This window comes from Achromobacter arsenitoxydans SY8, assembly GCF_000236785.1.
Taxonomy (GTDB): Bacteria; Pseudomonadota; Gammaproteobacteria; order Burkholderiales; family Burkholderiaceae_B; genus Achromobacter; species Achromobacter arsenitoxydans.
Genome location: NZ_AGUF01000055.1, coordinates 243029 through 259348, shown reverse-complemented (window position 1 = coordinate 259348; position 16320 = coordinate 243029). Strand labels below are relative to the sequence as shown.

Annotated in this window: 18 protein-coding genes; 6 read left to right on the top strand and 12 right to left on the bottom strand. The window is 66.1% G+C overall.

Translation table 11 applies throughout. The features are described 5' to 3' along the window. Positions 1 to 43: 43 nt before the first annotated feature. Positions 44 to 181: a hypothetical protein gene (locus tag KYC_RS29675; protein ID WP_167310261.1), complete on the bottom strand. Its 138-nt coding sequence runs from the start codon at positions 179 to 181 to the stop codon at positions 44 to 46. Here KYC_RS29675 and KYC_RS16870 point away from each other — a divergent pair. Then, positions 180 to 827: a PhoP regulatory network YrbL family protein gene (locus KYC_RS16870; protein ID WP_008164508.1), complete on the top strand. Its 648-nt coding sequence runs from the start codon at positions 180 to 182 to the stop codon at positions 825 to 827. The genes KYC_RS29675 and KYC_RS16870 overlap by 2 nt on opposite strands. On the opposite strand, the gene KYC_RS16865 is transcribed toward KYC_RS16870, so the two are convergent. From KYC_RS16865 to KYC_RS16825, 9 genes are all read right to left on the bottom strand, one after another. Further along, positions 824 to 1579 (bottom strand): DNA-3-methyladenine glycosylase, encoded by a 756-nt coding sequence (locus tag KYC_RS16865; protein ID WP_274428590.1) that lies wholly within the window; start codon positions 1577 to 1579, stop codon positions 824 to 826. The two genes, KYC_RS16870 and KYC_RS16865, sit on opposite strands and share 4 nt — an antisense overlap. Next, positions 1539 to 1895: a Spx/MgsR family RNA polymerase-binding regulatory protein gene (locus tag KYC_RS16860; protein ID WP_008164504.1), complete on the bottom strand. Its 357-nt coding sequence runs from the start codon at positions 1893 to 1895 to the stop codon at positions 1539 to 1541. Before KYC_RS16860 ends, KYC_RS16865 begins: the two co-directional genes overlap by 41 nt. After that, positions 1892 to 2701: an ABC transporter permease subunit gene (locus tag KYC_RS16855; RefSeq protein ID WP_008164502.1), complete on the bottom strand. Its 810-nt coding sequence runs from the start codon at positions 2699 to 2701 to the stop codon at positions 1892 to 1894. Before KYC_RS16855 ends, KYC_RS16860 begins: the two co-directional genes overlap by 4 nt. After that, positions 2698 to 3618 (bottom strand): ABC transporter permease subunit, encoded by a 921-nt coding sequence (locus tag KYC_RS16850; protein WP_008164500.1) that lies wholly within the window; start codon positions 3616 to 3618, stop codon positions 2698 to 2700. The genes KYC_RS16855 and KYC_RS16850 overlap by 4 nt, the downstream gene beginning before the upstream one ends. After that, positions 3615 to 4742, bottom strand: coding sequence for an ABC transporter ATP-binding protein (locus tag KYC_RS16845; protein WP_008164498.1), 1128 nt, complete (start codon positions 4740 to 4742; stop codon positions 3615 to 3617). Before KYC_RS16845 ends, KYC_RS16850 begins: the two co-directional genes overlap by 4 nt. Positions 4743 to 4747: 5 nt before the next feature. Continuing rightward, positions 4748 to 5851, bottom strand: a complete 1104-nt coding sequence (locus KYC_RS16840; protein ID WP_043518679.1) for a polyamine ABC transporter substrate-binding protein — start codon at positions 5849 to 5851, stop codon at positions 4748 to 4750. Positions 5852 to 5994: 143 nt separating this feature from the next. Beyond that, entirely contained in the window at positions 5995 to 6663 is a 669-nt protein-coding gene (locus tag KYC_RS16835; protein ID WP_193353351.1) for a 3-deoxy-D-manno-octulosonic acid kinase, read from the bottom strand. Between the two features lie 55 nt (positions 6664 to 6718). After that, positions 6719 to 7141, bottom strand: a complete 423-nt coding sequence (locus KYC_RS16830) for a group II truncated hemoglobin (protein ID WP_008164491.1) — start codon at positions 7139 to 7141, stop codon at positions 6719 to 6721. After that, on the bottom strand, positions 7141 to 9672 hold the full coding sequence (locus KYC_RS16825; protein WP_043518678.1) for an ABC transporter permease: 2532 nt from the start codon (positions 9670 to 9672) through the stop codon (positions 7141 to 7143). The genes KYC_RS16830 and KYC_RS16825 overlap by 1 nt, the downstream gene beginning before the upstream one ends. A gap of 102 nt (positions 9673 to 9774) precedes the next feature. Here KYC_RS16825 and KYC_RS16820 point away from each other — a divergent pair, with 102 nt between their 5' ends. The 3 genes from KYC_RS16820 (at position 9775) to KYC_RS16810 (ending at position 12663) form a co-directional block, all read left to right on the top strand. Then, on the top strand, positions 9775 to 10749 hold the full coding sequence (locus tag KYC_RS16820) for a TRAP transporter substrate-binding protein (RefSeq protein WP_008164486.1): 975 nt from the start codon (positions 9775 to 9777) through the stop codon (positions 10747 to 10749). A gap of 102 nt (positions 10750 to 10851) precedes the next feature. Further along, positions 10852 to 11352 carry a TRAP transporter small permease gene (locus KYC_RS16815; RefSeq protein ID WP_008164484.1) on the top strand — a complete coding sequence of 167 codons (501 nt, stop codon included), beginning with the start codon at positions 10852 to 10854 and terminating at the stop codon, positions 11350 to 11352. Between the two features lie 33 nt (positions 11353 to 11385). Next, the gene (locus tag KYC_RS16810) at positions 11386 to 12663 is read left to right on the top strand and encodes a TRAP transporter large permease (protein WP_008164482.1); all 1278 of its coding nucleotides are present in this window, start codon (positions 11386 to 11388) and stop codon (positions 12661 to 12663) included. On the opposite strand, the gene KYC_RS16805 is transcribed toward KYC_RS16810, so the two are convergent. Together KYC_RS16805 and KYC_RS16800 are read right to left on the bottom strand one after the other, a co-directional pair. After that, a complete protein-coding gene (locus KYC_RS16805; RefSeq protein WP_008164480.1) occupies positions 12612 to 13379 on the bottom strand; it encodes an aspartate/glutamate racemase family protein in 768 nt (255 codons plus the stop codon). The two genes, KYC_RS16810 and KYC_RS16805, sit on opposite strands and share 52 nt — an antisense overlap. A 217-nt stretch (positions 13380 to 13596) precedes the next feature. Continuing rightward, positions 13597 to 13887, bottom strand: coding sequence for a DUF3579 domain-containing protein (locus tag KYC_RS16800; protein ID WP_013392635.1), 291 nt, complete (start codon positions 13885 to 13887; stop codon positions 13597 to 13599). Positions 13888 to 14066: 179 nt separating this feature from the next. Between KYC_RS16800 and KYC_RS16795 the strand changes: the two genes are divergently transcribed. Together KYC_RS16795 and argF are read left to right on the top strand one after the other, a co-directional pair. After that, positions 14067 to 15248, top strand: coding sequence for an aspartate aminotransferase family protein (locus tag KYC_RS16795; protein ID WP_008164476.1), 1182 nt, complete (start codon positions 14067 to 14069; stop codon positions 15246 to 15248). A gap of 56 nt (positions 15249 to 15304) precedes the next feature. Further along, positions 15305 to 16246 carry an ornithine carbamoyltransferase gene (gene argF, locus KYC_RS16790; RefSeq protein ID WP_008164474.1) on the top strand — a complete coding sequence of 314 codons (942 nt, stop codon included), beginning with the start codon at positions 15305 to 15307 and terminating at the stop codon, positions 16244 to 16246. Positions 16247 to 16320 lie beyond the last annotated feature (74 nt).

Below are 16320 nucleotides of genomic sequence, written 5' to 3'. Positions count from 1 at the left end.
AGCGCGAATTGTAGGGCCCATGCCCTCCCCCTTCCAGCCAGATTCACCACAATGCGCGGCGATCCGGCAGACACGACAGGGCAACCGGATTAAACTGACGGCCACCTACACGGAACCGCACTTCTTCTTTGATCCCCGTCAACCGCTCCCCAAGTAGGCCCACAATTTCGTTCCAGTCCATGTTTGGTCCCCTGGACCTGGATTCCGAAACGCCGCTTGCCACGGGTGGAGACCGCCATGTCTTCCAGCACCCGCACGCGCCATTCCTGCTGGTCAAGGTCATGGACATGCGCGCGCGCGCCATCTTCCTGGAAGAGCGGCCGTTCAAGCGCTGGTACAAGCAGTATCAGCGCGAAAGCGCCTACCGCGTCTATCTGAACGAATTCTCCGAATACGTCACCACCACTACCCGGCCTTCGGGCGTGTGGCAGGTTCCCATGGCGCGCATCCTGGGCGCCGCGCAAACCTCGCTGGGCCTGGGCCTGCTGGTCGAAAAAATCACCGACGAAGCCGGCAATATGGCACCCACCGTGACCGACCTGGCCATGAAAGGCCTGCTCGATGACGCCCTGAAGGCGCAGTTGGACGAATTCTTCGACGACCTGGCCGATGCCCACGTCGTGGTGCACGACATGTCCGCCAGCAATATCGCGGTGGGCCTGAACGCCGACGGCAAGAAAGGCCTCTACCTGATCGACGGATTCGGCGTAATGCCGCTGATTCCGCTGTACGCATGGAGCAAGCGGCTCAATCGTCGCCGCATCCAGCGCAAGTATGCGGAATTGCGGGAATCCCTGGCCAGACGGGTCCGGGAAGCCGGCTTCTAGCCACCCGCCGGCGCTTCGGGCAGCACAATGCCCTGGCGGTCCACCCACACGTAGTCATGCCCCGCGCGCTGCCCGCGCCGCAGGGGATTGCGCGTGCAGAAGGCGGCGTAGGCCGGGTCCACGAAGCGATAGCTCAGGTGTTCGTCCCGGCCCGCCGGAATGCCCAGGCGGGTGGTGCAGATGAGATACGGCGGCGCCTCGCCCACGTCTTCGACGTACAACGCTTCGGGATCGAAGCGGCGGGCATCCCAATCCGGAACTTTCAGGCCGAGCGCCCGGCACAGCAGCGTCTGGCCTGCGCAGAGCGCGCCGGGCGGGCGGGGCCTGCCCTGCGCGTCGGGATTCAGTTCCCGCATGCGCGCCAGCGCCTCCGGGCCGGACAGCGCATCCGTCCATGGGTAGGCGGACTTGATCAGCACGGCGTTGCCCGGGCCGCCCGCGCTGAAATTCAGCGAATCCCCGCCGCGGGCGTAATACATATAGACCGTGCCGCCGTCCATGAATAGCGCGCGGCGCTTGTGCGTGTAGCCGAGCGAAGCGTGGCTGCCCTTCTCTTCCAGGTAGTAGGCCTCGGTCTCGATGATGCGGGCCGACAGCCACAGGCCGCCCACCCGGTGGCGGATCACCTTGCCCGGCAACTCGCGCGCAAGCTGGGCCGCGTCGCGGTCGAAAAAGGCGTCGGGCAGCGCCCGGCCTGCCCGGGCCGGCGGCTCAGGCGAAGCGTTCGCCGTAGCGCTTTTCGCTGAAGCCAACGCTCACCTCGCCATCCGGCGTCACCGTGACCGGACGGCGCACCAGCGCCGGGAACTCGGCGATCAGCTTGGTCCATTGGGCGTCGGTGTGGGCGGTCTTGCGGTCTTCGGGCAGATTGCGCCACGTCATGGAGGCGCGATTGACCAGCTTTTCCCAGCCGCCGACCTGGCCGGCCCAGGATGTCAGCGTGGCGGCGGGGACGGGATTGTCGCGGTAGTCCACGAAGGCGTGATCGACGCCGTGCTCGGTCAGCCAGTCGCGCGCCTTGACGCAGGTGCTGCACTTGGCCAGGCCGTACAGAGTGGTTTGCTTCATTTGGAATCGGCCTCCTTGCGCCATTGCATGCGGTTGGCGAGGATCACGCAGGTGCCAACCGCCAGGATGAACAGGGTGGCGAGCGCGTTGATCTCGGGCTTGAGGCCCAGGCGCACCCGCGAGAAGACTTCCATCGGCAGCGTGCTGGAGCCGGGACCGGACAGGAACGACGCGATCACGACGTCGTCCAGCGACAGCGTGAACGACAGCAGCCATGCCGACGCCAGCGCCGGGGCGATAAGCGGCAGCGTGATCTTGAAGAACACGGTGATGGGCGTGGCGCCCAGGTCCAGCGCGGCTTCCTCCAGCGAACGGTCCAGGTCGCGGATACGGGTCTGGATGACCACCGCCACGAACGCCATGCACAGCGTCACGTGACCGATCCAGATCGTGAACATGCCGTTCTGCGCCGGCCAGCCCAGCGCGCCCCGCAGTTCCACGAACATCAGCAGCAGCGAAATGCCCAGCACGACTTCGGGGATGACCAACGGCGCGCTGAGCATGCCAACATACAGCGCAAAGCCGCGGAACCGGCCCATGCGCGCCAGCACATAGCCAGCCCAGGTGCCGATGATGACCGCCGCGGTGGCCGTCAGCACGGCGATGCGGAACGACAGCCAGGCCGCGCGCAGCAATGCGTCGTCATTGACCAGCGAGTGGTACCAGCGGAACGAGAACCCCGTCCACGAGGTGACGGAGGGCGACTCGTTGAACGAAAACACCATCAGGCTGAGGATGGGCACGTACAGGAAGAAGTAACCCAGCCCCAGCACCAGGGCGCGCAGCGTCTTGTTGGGCCCGTTCATTGGCGGCCTCCGCCAGCCTGGCCCTGCTGCTTGACCTGGCTGTACTGGAAGTAGACCAGCGGCACGAGCAGCAGCAGCACCATCACGCACGTCACGGCCGAGGCCATCGGCCAGTCGGCATTATTGAAGAATTCATTCCACATGACGCGGCCGATCATCAGCGTGTTGGCCCCGCCCAGCATTTCCGGGATCACGTATTCGCCCACCGCCGGAATGAACACCAGCATGGCGCCGGCGATCACGCCCTGGCGCGACATGGGCACGGTGATCTGCCAGAACGCCTGCCAGGGTTTGGCGCCCAGGTCATAGGCCGCTTCCAGCAGGCGCAGGTCCATCTTCACCAGCGTCGCGTACAGCGGCAGGATGAAGAACGGGAGGTAGGCGTAGACCATGCCGATATAGACCGCCAGGTCGGTGCGGTAGATTTCCAGGGGGCTGGAAATCAGCCCCAGGCCCTGCAGCAGGTTGTTCAGCAGGCCGTCGTTGCGCAGGATGCCCACCCAGGCGTACACGCGCAGCAGCAGCGAGGTCCAGAACGGCAGGATCACCGCCAGCAGCAGCAGGTTGCGCACCCGCGCCGACGACCGCGCGATGTAGTACGCGATGGGATAGCCCATCAGCACGCACACCAGCGTGGTGATGCCGGCGATCTTCACCGAGCTCAGGTAGGTCCGGACATACTGGTTTTCCGTGAACAGCAGGATGTAGCCGCGCAGGTGCAGGCTGAACTGGATGGCCTCGTCCTGGAACTGCGCCAGCGACGTGTACGGCGGAATGCCGAATTTCATTTCGGCAAAACTGATCTTCAGCACCAGCAGAAACGGCAGCAGCAGGAACAGCACCAGCCATGCAAACGGCGGCACCACCGCCAGGGTCCGGCCCGACGGGAGCCAGTCGCGGGGCGAAAAACGGATCATGACGCAAGCACCGTCGCGCTGTCGGCGTCCCAGCTCACGAAGATTTCCTCGTCGATGCCCGGGGCGTCCATCTGGGCCAGCAGGCGGCTGGGCACGCTGGCCTCGACCGTCTTGCCGGAGTCAAGGCGGATCTGGTAGAGCGCGTAGCTGCCCATCCAGGCCATGTGGCTGACCATGCCGTGGGCCCAGTTGTATTCGCCGTCGGGCTGCTCGCGCGACACCAGCAGGCGCTCGGGCCGGATGGACACGTGCACTTCCATGCCCAGCGGCTCGCTCACGCCGTGGTTCACGTAGAGCGGGCGGGTCAGCTCGGCGCATTCGATGGCCACGTGATCGGGCTCGTCGACCACGATGGTGCCGGTGAACATGTTGGTCGACCCGATGAAGCTGGCGACGAACCGCGAATTGGGAAAGGCGTAGACGTCCTGCGGCGTGCCGCACTGGACGATCTGGCCTTCGGTCATGACCGCCAGGCGGTGAGCCATGGTCATGGCCTCTTCCTGGTCGTGGGTGACCATGATGCAGGTCACGCCGACCTGCTCGAGGATCTTCACGAGTTCGATCTGCGTCTTCTGGCGAATCTGCTTGTCCAGCGCCGACATGGGCTCGTCCAGCAGCAGCAGCTTGGGACGCTTGACCAGGCTGCGCGCCAGCGCCACGCGCTGCTGCTGCCCGCCCGAAAGCTGGTTGGGCTTGCGGCGCGAATAGCCGGCCATCTGCACGAGGTCCAGGGCCTCGAACACGCGGTCATGGATTTCGGCGCGGTCCACGCCCTCCTGCTTCAGGCCGAACGCCACGTTGGCTTCGACCGTCATGTGCGGGAACAGCGCGTACGACTGGAACATCATGTTCACCGGCCGCCGATAGGGCGGCACGCTGGTGATGTCTTCGCCGTCCAGCAGGATCTGGCCCGAGGTGGCTTCTTCGAAGCCGGCCAGCATGCGCAGCAAGGTGGACTTGCCGCTGCCCGAGCTGCCCAGCAGCGCGAAGATTTCATTGCGCTTGACGGACAGGTTGACCGAACGCACGGCCACCACGTCGCCAAAGATCTTCACCACATCGGAGACCCGCACGAACTCGTCCGGATCCGCCGTGTGCGGCGCCGAGTAACGGCTATCGTTCATGATGACTAATTTCCCAACTTCAGCTCGGACCACAACTTGTTCTGCAGCCGCGCAATGTTCAAGGGCAGCGCCTTGATCACGTACAGGGTCTTGGAGACCTCGGCGGGCGGGTAGATCATGGGGTTGTCCGCCACGTCCTTGTTCACGAACTGCCGCGCCTCTTTGTTGGCGTTGGGATAGAACATGGTGTTGGTGATGGCCGCGTGGACCTTCGGCGTTTCGATGTAATTGATGAAGGCCAGCGCCTCTTCGGGATGCGGAGCGTCCTTGGGGATGACCATCAGGTCGAACCACGCCGGCGCGCCGCCCTTGGGAATGAAGTAATTCACCTCATAGGGCTTCTTGGCGTCCTGCGCGCGCTTGCGGGCGATCATGACGTCGCCGGAGAAGCCGTAGACCATGCACAGGTCGCCCACGGCCAGTTCGTCGATGTAGCCCGACGAGCTGAACTGGCGGATGTACGGGCGGATCTTCTTCAGCACTTCCATTGCGGCCTGGTAGTCGGCGGCATTGGTGCTGTTGGGGTCCTTGCCCAGGTACTTGAGAACGGCCGGGAACACCTGGGCGGCTTCGTCTAGCATGGAGATGCCGCATTCCTTCAGCTTGGCGGCGTTCTCGGGCTTGAAGAGCATGTCCCAGCTGGCCAGGTCGACGTCGTCGCCCATGATCTGCTTGACCTTGGTGACGTTGTAGCCCAGGCCATTGGTGCCGTAGCCCCAGGGAATGGCGTGTTCGTTGCCGGGATCGACCGTGGCGACGAGCGCCATCACTTCGGGGTCCAGGTACTTCCAGTTCGGGATCTTGGACTTGTCGAGCTTCTGGAAGAGGCCCGCTTCGATCTGGCGCGAGGCGTAATGGGTGGACGGGACAACGACGTCGTAACCCGACTTGCCGGCCAGCAGCTTGGCCTGCAGCGCGTCGTTGCTGTCGTAGACGTCGTAGCGGACCTTGATGCCGGTTTCCTTTTCAAAACCCGGGATCGTGTCCGGAGCCGTGTACTCGGCCCAGTTGTAGACGTTGACGACCTTGTTCTGCGCCACCGCCGCCGATGTGGCCGCCGCGACCAGCACCGCTCCGAGCGCCCAGCGCATTCCCGCCTTTAGTTCCATTATTACCAGCCCCCTTGCTCTATGCCGTGTGTGACAGGAGTACCAAAAGGCGAAATGATAAAGCCTTTTAGCGCTGACCTGACCAACTTTGGGGGGTATTTGGCGCAATTGGCACGCCATTTCCGCCCTGCGGCGATACGCCGTCAGGGCTGGATTCCGACACCCCAGGCCGTCCAGTAGCTGTCGCGCAGGCGCAGCCAGAAACGCTCGCCCTCTTCTCCGGCCACTTTGCGCAGCGAGCGGCGCAGCCGCTCCAGGTTGGCCTGGCGTTGCCGTTCGGACAGCGCGCCCTGGGTGCCGCGGTCGAAATCAATGAGCCAGACCCGGCCATCGCTGCCGATCAGGATATTGAAGGCGTTCAGGTCGGCATGCCACACGCCGGCCCGGTGCATGCGGACGATGGCGTCCGCCACCGCCTGCCAGATGGGCTCGGCCAGCGCCTGGGCCAGGGGACGCACGCCGGGTATGCGCTCGACCACGATGGCTGCCCGGTAGATCGGGCCTTGCCGCCAATAGGCGGCGGCCAGCGGCGCCGGGACGGGCAGTCCCTGGGCGCGCATGGCCGCCAGCAAGCGGTATTCCCGGAAACTGCGGGTGCGGGACTCGCCGTTCCAGAGATAGGCGTCGCTGCTGATACGGGCGATCATGCCGCCGCGGCGGTAGCGCCGCAGCACGCCCTGCCAGCCCTGCCCCTCCACGAACCAGGCGGCCTGGCGTCCGCCGGCGTCCACCGGACGCGCCCGGTCGCCGTAATGCGCAGGATTGAAAACTTCCGGCCCCGCATCCGCCAGGCGGCCGGCGTCGCAAAGCATGGCGCCCGCCAGGGGGTTCGGCCAGGATTTGCGCCGCGCGCCGGATTGCGGATCGTCACCCCTCACGGTTACGCATCCAGTCCGCCACGCCGTAGAAGGATTCGAGCAGGCGTTCGATCAGGGCGGGTTCGATGCCTTCGTCTTCCATGGCGCGTCCGATACAGGTCACCCATTGGTCGCGCTCGACTTCGCCGATGGAAAACGGCAGGTGGCGGGCGCGCAGGCGCGGATGGCCGAAGCGTTCAATATAGTGGTCCGGACCGCCGAAATATCCGCACAGAAACCAGAAAAGCTTGTCGCGCGCCTCGTCCAGGCTGGGACCGTGAGCGGCGCGCAGCTCCTTGAGGTCGGGCTCGATGTCCATCAGGTCATAGAAACGGTCGACGAGGGCGCGCACGCCGGCCTCGCCGCCAAGAAGGTCAAACATGGTGCGGGAATTTTCCACGGGTTCTGTAATGGTATGGACGCGGGACGTCATCAGGTTTCTCGAAGGGTGACCAGCGGCGGCGTGCGCAGGACGCCGCGCAAGGCCAGCGCGCCGCCTGCCCAGGCGCCCAGCATACCGGTGCCGATGCCGGCCAGCCACGGCCAGAGGCTGAGGGTAATGGCGAAGTCGAACACCAAGGTTGATAAAGCCCAAGCGATCGCGGTGGCCCCGGCGGCGGCCAGCAGGCCCGCCAGGCCGCCCACGGCCCAGAGTTCGATGCGCTGGGACCGCGCAAGCTGCTGCCGGGTGGCGCCCAACGCGCGCAGCACAGCCGCTTCGCGCATGCGCTCGTCGCGCGTGGCGGTCAGCGCCGCGGACAGCACCAGCACGCCGGCGGCGAGCGTGAACATGAACAGGAGCTGCACTGCGCGGCCGACTTCATTCAGCACGGACTGCAGCTGCTGCAGGATGGCGCCCACGTCGAACACGGTCAGGTTCGGGAATTCCCGCACCAGGGCGGGCAGCACCGCGGCCTTTTCAGGCGGCAGGTAGAAGGAGGTGATCCAGCTCTGGGGCATGTCGGCCAACGCGGCAGGGGTCAGGATGGCGAAAAAATTGACGCGCATCGTATCCCAATCCACCCGGCGGATGCTCGATACCGCCACCTCGACCTGCTGGCCGGCCACGTCGAAAGTCATCTTGTCGCCCAGGCCGATGCCCAGGGACTTGGCCAGCCCCGACTCCAGCGAGACCTCGGCGGACCCCGGCGCCAGCCAGCGGCCCTGCTCGATCCGGTTGGAGGAAGGCATCTCGTCGCCATAGGACAGGTTGAACTCGCGGTCGACCAGGCGCTTGGCGCGCGGCTCCTCGTAGTCGTCCGGACCCACCGGTTTGCCGTTCACGGCGATCAGGCGCCCGCGCACCATGGGCGACAGCGCGATACGGCCCAGACCTTCCCGGGTCAGCGCGTCCGTCACAGCCTGGCGCTGGTCAGGCTGCACATTGATGAGGAAACGGTTCGGCGCATCCGGCGGCATGGTGCGCTGCCAGCCCTGGATCAGGTCGGTGCGGGTCATGGTCAGCAACAGCAGCGCCATCAGGCCGACCGCCAGCGCGCAGACCTGGGTGATCGTGGCCGCGCGCCGGCGCACCACTCCGGCCAGCGCGAAGCGCAGCGCCGGCAGCCCCGCGGCCAGGCCGCGCAGGCGCGCCAGGCCCAGGATGCACAGCCAGGCCACCAGGGCGAACACCCCGAAGGCGCCCAGGAAGCCGCCGGCCACCACGCCGCCCAGCTTGGCGTCGCCCGCGAACCACCAGATCAGCAGCGCAAAGCCCGCCGCGCCCAGAACGTAGCCAAAGGCGCTGCGCGCGCTGAGCGTGTCCGCATCCCGCCGCAGCACCCGGGCGGGCGGCACGTGGCGCAACTGCGCCAGCGCCGGCAAGGCAAAGCCCAGCAGGAGCAGCAGGCCCGTCAGCAGCCCCTGCAGGGCCGGAATCGCCGACGGCGCCGGCAGCGTGGTGTCAATCAGCGATCCCAGCAGCATCACCAGGACCTGATGGACGGCATAGCCCAGCAGGCAGCCCGCGGCGGACGAGAACAGGCCGACCAGCGTGAATTCCAGCGTCAGCATGCGCGCGACCTGGGACTGCACCGCCCCCAGGCAGCGCATGACCGCGATACCGTCGCGGTGGCGCGTCATGTAGCGGCCCGCCGCCAGCGCCACGGCCACCGCCGAGATCAGCACCGCCAGCAGCGCAACCAGCGACAGGAAGCGCTGCGCGCGGTCCAGCGTGCGGCGCACTTCCGGACGGCCCGATTCCAGCGTGGCCACCTTCTGGCCGCGCTTGAGGTTCTGGTTCAGCCAGGCCGAATACCCGGCCACCGCATCGGGCTGGCCGGCGATCAGCATGGCGTAGCCGACGCGGCTGCCCGGCGCGATCAGGCCGGTGACGGGCAGGTCGCTGGCGCGCAGCAGGACGCGCGGGGCGACGTTGACGAACTGCATGCCCTTGTCCGGCTCGTAGGTGATGACGCGGTCGATGCGCAGGTGGGCGTCGCCCACGTTGAGGGTGTCCCCCACCTTCAGGTTGAGCAGCGACAGCAATTGGGCGTCCACCCAGACCGCGCCCTCGGGCGGGACGTCGCGCGTGGGCGCATCGGGCGCGAATGGCGCATCCGCGACCCGCAAGGCGCCGCGCAGGGGATAGCCCGGCTCGACGGCTTTCAGCGCCGCCAGTTGCGCGCCGTCGCCCGCCCCGACCATCGAGGGGAATTGCCACGTACTGGAGACTTCCAGCCCACGCTCCCGCGCCTGGTCCCGGAAGGCGGCGGGCACCGGCTCGTCGGCGTCCAGCACCAGATCGGCGCCCAGCATCTGGCCGGCGTCGCGCTCCAGCGCCCGGCCCACCCGGTCGGCCAGGAAGCCAACGCTGGTCACCGCGGCCACGGCCACGACCAGGGCCAGCACCAGCAGACGCAATTCGCCAGCCCGTGCATCGCGCATCATCATGCGGGCGCCCAGGCGCAGGGTGGACCAGAAACCGGGGCGCTTGGCCTGCGACATATCAGGGAAATCCATCATTCATCTATGTTAACTAAGCGCCTGTGGGGCGTCCGAATCCCGATATCATCCCGGGGCGGACGGCAAAGCTGTCCATAAAGATAACCAATTCCGGAGAAGACAATGCGTAAATCCTGGCTTGCGGCCACGATTCTGGCCGCCTGCGCGGCCGCCACATCCCTGCCCTCGGCGGCGCAGACCACCCTCAAGATGGCCTACGCCCTGTCGACGTCCTCGCATTACGGCGCCGGCGCCGACGCGATGGCCAAGTCCATCGAGGCCTCCACCAACGGCAAGTTCAAAGTCCAGCAGTTCGCCAACAGCGCGCTGGGCGGCGAACGCGAAGTGATCGAAGGCCTGCAGATCGGCACCATTGATTTGGCCATCGTTTCGACAGGGGCTACCCTCAATTTTGTTCCCGAGACCGGCGTTTTCGACATTCCGTTCCTGCTGCGCGACCTGCAGCACGCCCGCGCGGTGCTCGACAGCAAGATCGGCCAGGACATGCTGGCCAAGTTCCCCAGCCGCGGCATCGTGGCCCTGGCCTGGGGCGAACAGGGATTCCGCCACCTGACCAACAACGTGCGCCCCGTGAAGACGCCGGCGGACGCCAAGGGCCTGAAGATCCGCACGACCGAGAACCCCATCCACATCACCGCCTTCCGCCAGATCGGCATCCTGCCCACGCCGATGGCCTGGCCCGAAGTGGCCACCGCCCTGCAGCAGGGCACCATCGACGGCCAGGAAAACCCGCTTTCGGTGATCACCTCGGCCAAGCTGTCGCAGATGCAGAAGTACCTGTCCCTGACCGGCCACGTCTACGGCCCGGCCCTGGTGCTGATGTCCGCCAACGTCTATGAAGGGCTGTCGGCCGCCGACAAGGCCAACTTCGACAAGGCCGGCAAGGAATCCGCCCAGGCCATGCGCGCCTATGTCGACAACATCGAAAAGACCGGCGTCGAGCAGCTCAAGAAGGAAGGCATGCAAGTGACCGAAGTCGATCGCGCCGCCTTTGCCGCCGCCGTCGAGCCCGCTTACCCCGAGTACTACAAGAAGTTCGACAAAAAGCTGATCGACTCGATCCGCGACACCAAGTAAGAAGGCGCGGCCCCCTTGCGGGGCCGTAGCCCTTGGGGCGGGACCGGCGTGCACCGCGCCGCCCGCCCCCGCCTTTCGCGTATATCGCCAACGGGATTCACCATGCGTTTGCTCTGCGCTTTCGACCGCGGCCTGTTCAAACTGGTCTCGGCCCTTGCCCAACTCCTGCTGGTGGCCGCTGCGGCCGCCGCTTTCTATCAAGTCATCGCCCGCTTCGTGCTGCAGTCCCCCGCCGACTGGAGCGAGGTGCTGACCCGCGCCCTGCTGATCTGGACCGTGCTGCTAGGAGTGGCCCTGGCGTTCCGCCACGGCGCCATGATCAGCGTGGAACTGCTGCGCAACCTGCTGGGCGGCACGCGCCGCCGCGTGCTCGAGGCCGTCATCGGCCTGATCTGCGCCGGTTTCCTGGGGTTTCTGGCCTGGATCGGCGGCAACATGACCTACCGCGTGCGTTTCCAGAACGTGCCCAGCCTGGACATCTCGATCTCGTGGATCTACCTGGCGATCCCCGTCGGCGCGACGCTTGCCGCCATCGCCGTGCTGGCCCGCTGGTGCGCCGGCGAAGAAGAAGACGTGCCTGTGCGCAACGACGCGCAAGGCTGAGCCCCCTGTAGATCCTGAGCAGCAGATATCGCCATGTCCCAATTAATGATTGTCTCGATGCTGATTTTCTTCGGGCTGTCGGTACCGGTCGCCGTGTCGATCGGGCTGGCCAGCCTGGCGGGCGTCGGCGCCTCCGGCCTGCCATGGGTGGTCGTCGCGCAGCAGCTATTTGCGGCGCTGGACAAGTACCCGCTCGTCGCCATCCCCTTCTTCATCCTGGCCGGCAACTTGATGGAAGCCGGCGGCATCTCCGAACGGATGGTGGAATTCGCCAAGAGCGTGGTGGGCGGCATCCAGGGCGGCCTGGCCTGCACCTGCGTGCTGACCTGCATGATCTTCGCGGCGGTGGCCGGCTCCAGCGTGGCCACGACCTTCGCCGTGGGCGCGATCCTGATTCCCGCCATGATCCGGCACGGCTATCCCGCCCCCTTCGCGGCGTCATTGCAGGCCAGCGCGGCAGAGCTGGGCGTGATCATCCCGCCCTCGATTCCGATGATTCTGTACGCGGTTTCGACGGATACGTCCACGGGCGAGCTCTTCATCGCGGGCGTGATGCCCGGCATCCTGATCGGCGTCGCGCTGATGTTCTACGTCTGGTTCTACGCCAAGCGCAACAACCTGGGCAAGCGCGACGGCGAAGGCCGCCTGCCGCTGTGGCCGGCATTCAAGAACGCCTGGCTGGCGCTGCTGATGCCCGTCATCATCCTGGGCGGCATCTACGGCGGCATCTTCACGCCCACCGAGGCCTCGGTCGTGGCGGTGATGTACGCCGTATTCGTGGGCAAGGTCATCTACCGGCGGCTCAGCTTCCGGCAATTGTCGGCCACGCTGCACAAGTCGGTGGTGTCCACCGCCGTCATCATGTTCGTGATCGCCAACGCCGGCATCTTCAGCTTCCTGCTCAACCGCGCCGGCATCCCCGATGCGCTGGGCGTGTGGCTGTCGCAGATCTTCGACACCAAGTTCACCTTCCTGATGGGTATGAACGCCGCGCTGTTCGTGATCGGCATGTTTATCGAAACCTCGGCCTCCATTGTGGTGCTTGCGCCCTTGCTGCTGCCGGTCGCCCTGAAGTTCGGCGTCGAGCCTGTTCACTTCGGCATCATCATGGTGGTGAACCTGGCGCTGGGGATGATCACCCCGCCGTTCGGCGTGAACCTCTTTGCGGCCTGCGCGGTGGCGAAACTTCCGCTGGAACGGCTGATCAAGCCGCTGGTACCGTTCGTCGGCGTCGTGATCGTCTGCCTGCTGGTCATCACCTACTGGCCAGGACTGTCGCTTGGACTGCGCGACCTGCTGTACGCAAAGTGATGCGCGCGCTCCAGGGACGCCAGCGCCAGGGCCTGCGCCAAGGCTGCCCGGTATGAGTCGATAACGGGCACTCGCGGCGGGCGGGGCAGGCTGGGCAGGTAGCCCGCCAGCGCCGCCCCCGCCACGATCACCACGTCCGCGCCCAGTTCCGCCGCCTGGTCCAGCGCACCCGAGACTGCCGCGGCCGATTCGCTCGAGCGGGACGCATAGTCCAGCGCATTGCCCGGCAGCGCGAGGATACCCGCGCAGCGGGAATCCACGCCCAATTGACGGATCTGTTCGCGCAGCATGGCGGGCCAGCGCTGGCCGACGGTCACGATGGCATAGCGGTCGCCGCGCTGCATCGCCGTCATGATGGACGCCTCGGCCATGCCGACCACCGGCGCGTTCAGCCGTTCCCGCACCGCTCCGATTCCCGGTTCGCCAAAACACGCCAGCACGCACGCCTCGAAAGGCTGCTCGGCCAGCGCCGCTTCGCGTTCCACGGCCGCCAGCACGGCATGCGCAGAGATGGCCGCTTCGGCGCGGCTGGCGATATAGGGAGGCCCGAACGGGGCGGTGACGGACCGCAGCTGGACGGCGGCCCCGAAAAAAGCGCGCGCCTGGAGCGCCAGGCTGTCAGTCAGCGTGGCAGTGGTGTTGCCGTTGACCACCAGCAGGCGATAGGGCGACGCGCCCTGCCGGTCGGCGGATAAGGTGTCGAGGGTGGCTGGCATTGGACCTCTTCGGACGGGAGCGTGTATACAAATTGTGTCAACAATGCACCCGATCCCGCCCAGCCCTCAAGCTATCGCTAACCCTTGACGCCCCCTGCATTCACTATCGCCGGCAGTTTGCGGCGCCCGGCGGATAGCGCCCGGCCCGCCCGAGGGGCGCGCAAGGAACGCAGAATGAGAAAAGCGCCCGGTCGGGGCGCTTTTTCGTTCTGGTGACCTAGATTTCGCGTTCTTCCGTCTTGAGGTTGTTGTCGCGGGCGAAGTCCACCACGAACTTGTACGCCAGCGGCTCCAGGTCGCGCAGGCGCAGGTCGACCACGATCCCGCGCACGCCGTCGATCACGACGGGAAGCACATAGGGCGAATAAGTGAGGTGGTTACCAGCACAGCCGGCGGGCCGGAACTGTGCCATTACGCCGGCGAGCCGTTCCGCCCAATCGCTGGGGCGGAATCGGCTACCGCTTTCGGTAACGCCATGAATTACGAATTGTCTGACGCGAGTTGCCATGAGTTCTTCACTGCGGTGCGCCTTTCACGAAAGCCGGATCTTCGGCGTGATCAAACATGCGCCCCGCGCCGCGAATTGTATATGATTGATCCTTTGCCCTCTTTCAAAACGCGATTGCCCCCTTGTCCGGGCCTGAACGCGGGGCATGCTTTTGATGCAATCACCCAGGAGGATCCGCGATGAGCTCGCCTCTGGCCAACATCTACACCCGCCTGCCGGTATCGTTCACGCACGGCCAGGGGGTTTGGCTGTGGGACGCCGCGGGCCGCAAGTACCTGGATGCCCTGGCGGGCATCGGCGTGTCGTGCCTGGGTCATGCGCATCCCGGGCTGGTGGCGGCTATCAGCGAACAGGCCGCCCGGGTCATCCATACCTCGAACATCTACGAAGTCCCCCAGCAGACGGCGCTTGCCGCCCGGCTGATTGAACTGTCCGGCATGCAGGAAGTCGCGTTCAACAACAGCGGCTCCGAAGCCAACGAAGCGGCCATCAAGCTGGCCCGCTACTACGCCTTCCAGCGCGGCAACAAGCACGCCCACATCATCACCATGGACTCGTCCTGGCATGGCCGGACGCTGGCCACGCTGGCGGCCACGGGCAGCGAAAAGGCGCGCAAGGGCTTCGAACCCCTGCCCAGCGGCTTCATCCAGGTCCCGTACAACGACCTGGACGCGGTGCGCGCCGCCGGCGACGCCGAGCCCCGCACCACCGCCGTGCTGCTGGAAGTGCTGCAGGGCGAAGGCGGCATCCGTCCGTCGGACATCGCCTACCTCCAGGCGTTGCGCCGCCTGTGCACCGAACGCGGCTGGCTGCTGATGATCGACGAAGTGCAATCCGGCATCGGACGCACCGGCAACTGGTTCGCCCACCAGTGGGCCGACATCCGCCCCGACGTCATGACGCTGGCCAAGGGCCTGGCGGGCGGCGTCCCCATCGGCGCGATGCTGGCGGCCGGCCCCGCCGCCGGCGTTTTCACACCGGGCAGCCACGGCACCACGTTTGGCGGCGGCCCGCTGGTGTGCGCGGCCGGTCTGGCGGTGCTGGACGCCCTGGAATCCGAAAAACTGCTCGACAACGCCCACGCCGTGGGCAACCACTTGAAAGACCGTCTGGCCAGCGCGCTGGCCGGCACGCCCGGCGTCACCGACATCCGCGGCCGCGGCCTGATGCTGGGCATCGAACTGGCCCGCCCCTGCGGCGTCCTCGCCATGCGCGCCATGGAGGCCGGGCTGCTCATCAACGTCACGCGCGACCGCGTCATCCGCATGCTGCCGCCGCTGATCCTGACCCGGGAAGAGGCCGACCAGATCGTCGCCATCCTGGTTCCGCTCATCCAACAGTTCCTGGCCGAAAAACCATAATCAACGTCCCAGCCGGGCCACGAGCCTGGCCGGGCCCAATGACCTGCGACATCACCATGACTCCTCCCACGACTCAAAACGGCCCGCTGCGGCACTTTCTTCAGTTCAAAGACTTCTCGTCCGCCGAGATCGCCTACGTGCTGGACCGCGCGCGCCTGATCAAGGAAAAGTTCAAGCGCTATGAGCCCCACATGCCGCTGCACGACCGCACGCTGGCGATGGTGTTCGAAAAGGCCAGCACGCGCACGCGCGTGTCCTTCGAGGCCGGCATGTACCAGATGGGCGGTTCGGTCATCAACCTAACGTCCAACGATTCGCAGCTCGGCCGCTCCGAGCCCATCGAGGACACCGCGCGCGTCATTTCGCGCATGGTCGACATCGTCATGATCCGCACGTTCGAGCAGACCCGCATCGAGCGCTTCGCCTCGCACTCGCGCGTGCCCGTGATCAACGGCCTGACCAACGAATTCCACCCCTGCCAGATCCTGGCGGACATCTTCACCTACATCGAGCACCGCGGCCCCATCGCCGGCAAGACGGTCGCCTGGGTGGGCGACGCCAACAACATGGCGTACACCTGGCTGCACGCGGCCGAAATGCTGGGCTTCACGCTGCATGTGTCCACGCCCGCCGGCTACGAGCTCGAAGCCGCCCGCATCGGCACGCCATCTGACAAGGTGCTGCGCCAGTTCAAGGATCCCATGGAAGCGTGCAAGGGTGCGCACCTGGTCACCACCGACGTCTGGACCAGCATGGGCTATGAAGCCGAAAACGAAGAGCGCCGCGCCGCCTTCGCCGACTGGTGCGTGGACGCCGAAATGATGGCCGCGGCCGATCCGCGGGCCGTCTTCATGCACTGCCTGCCCGCCCACCGCGGCGAAGAAGTCACCGGTGAAGTCATCGACGGCCCGCAAAGCGTCGTCTGGGACGAAGCCGAGAACCGCCTGCACGTCCAGAAGGCGCTGATGGAATTCCTGCTGCTCGGACAGGTCGACTAAATCTGTCGCGCAATAAGTCAAAAGGGGCCCGGACATCGCCTGATGTCCGGGCCCCTCTTCTTTCCGGCCGGATG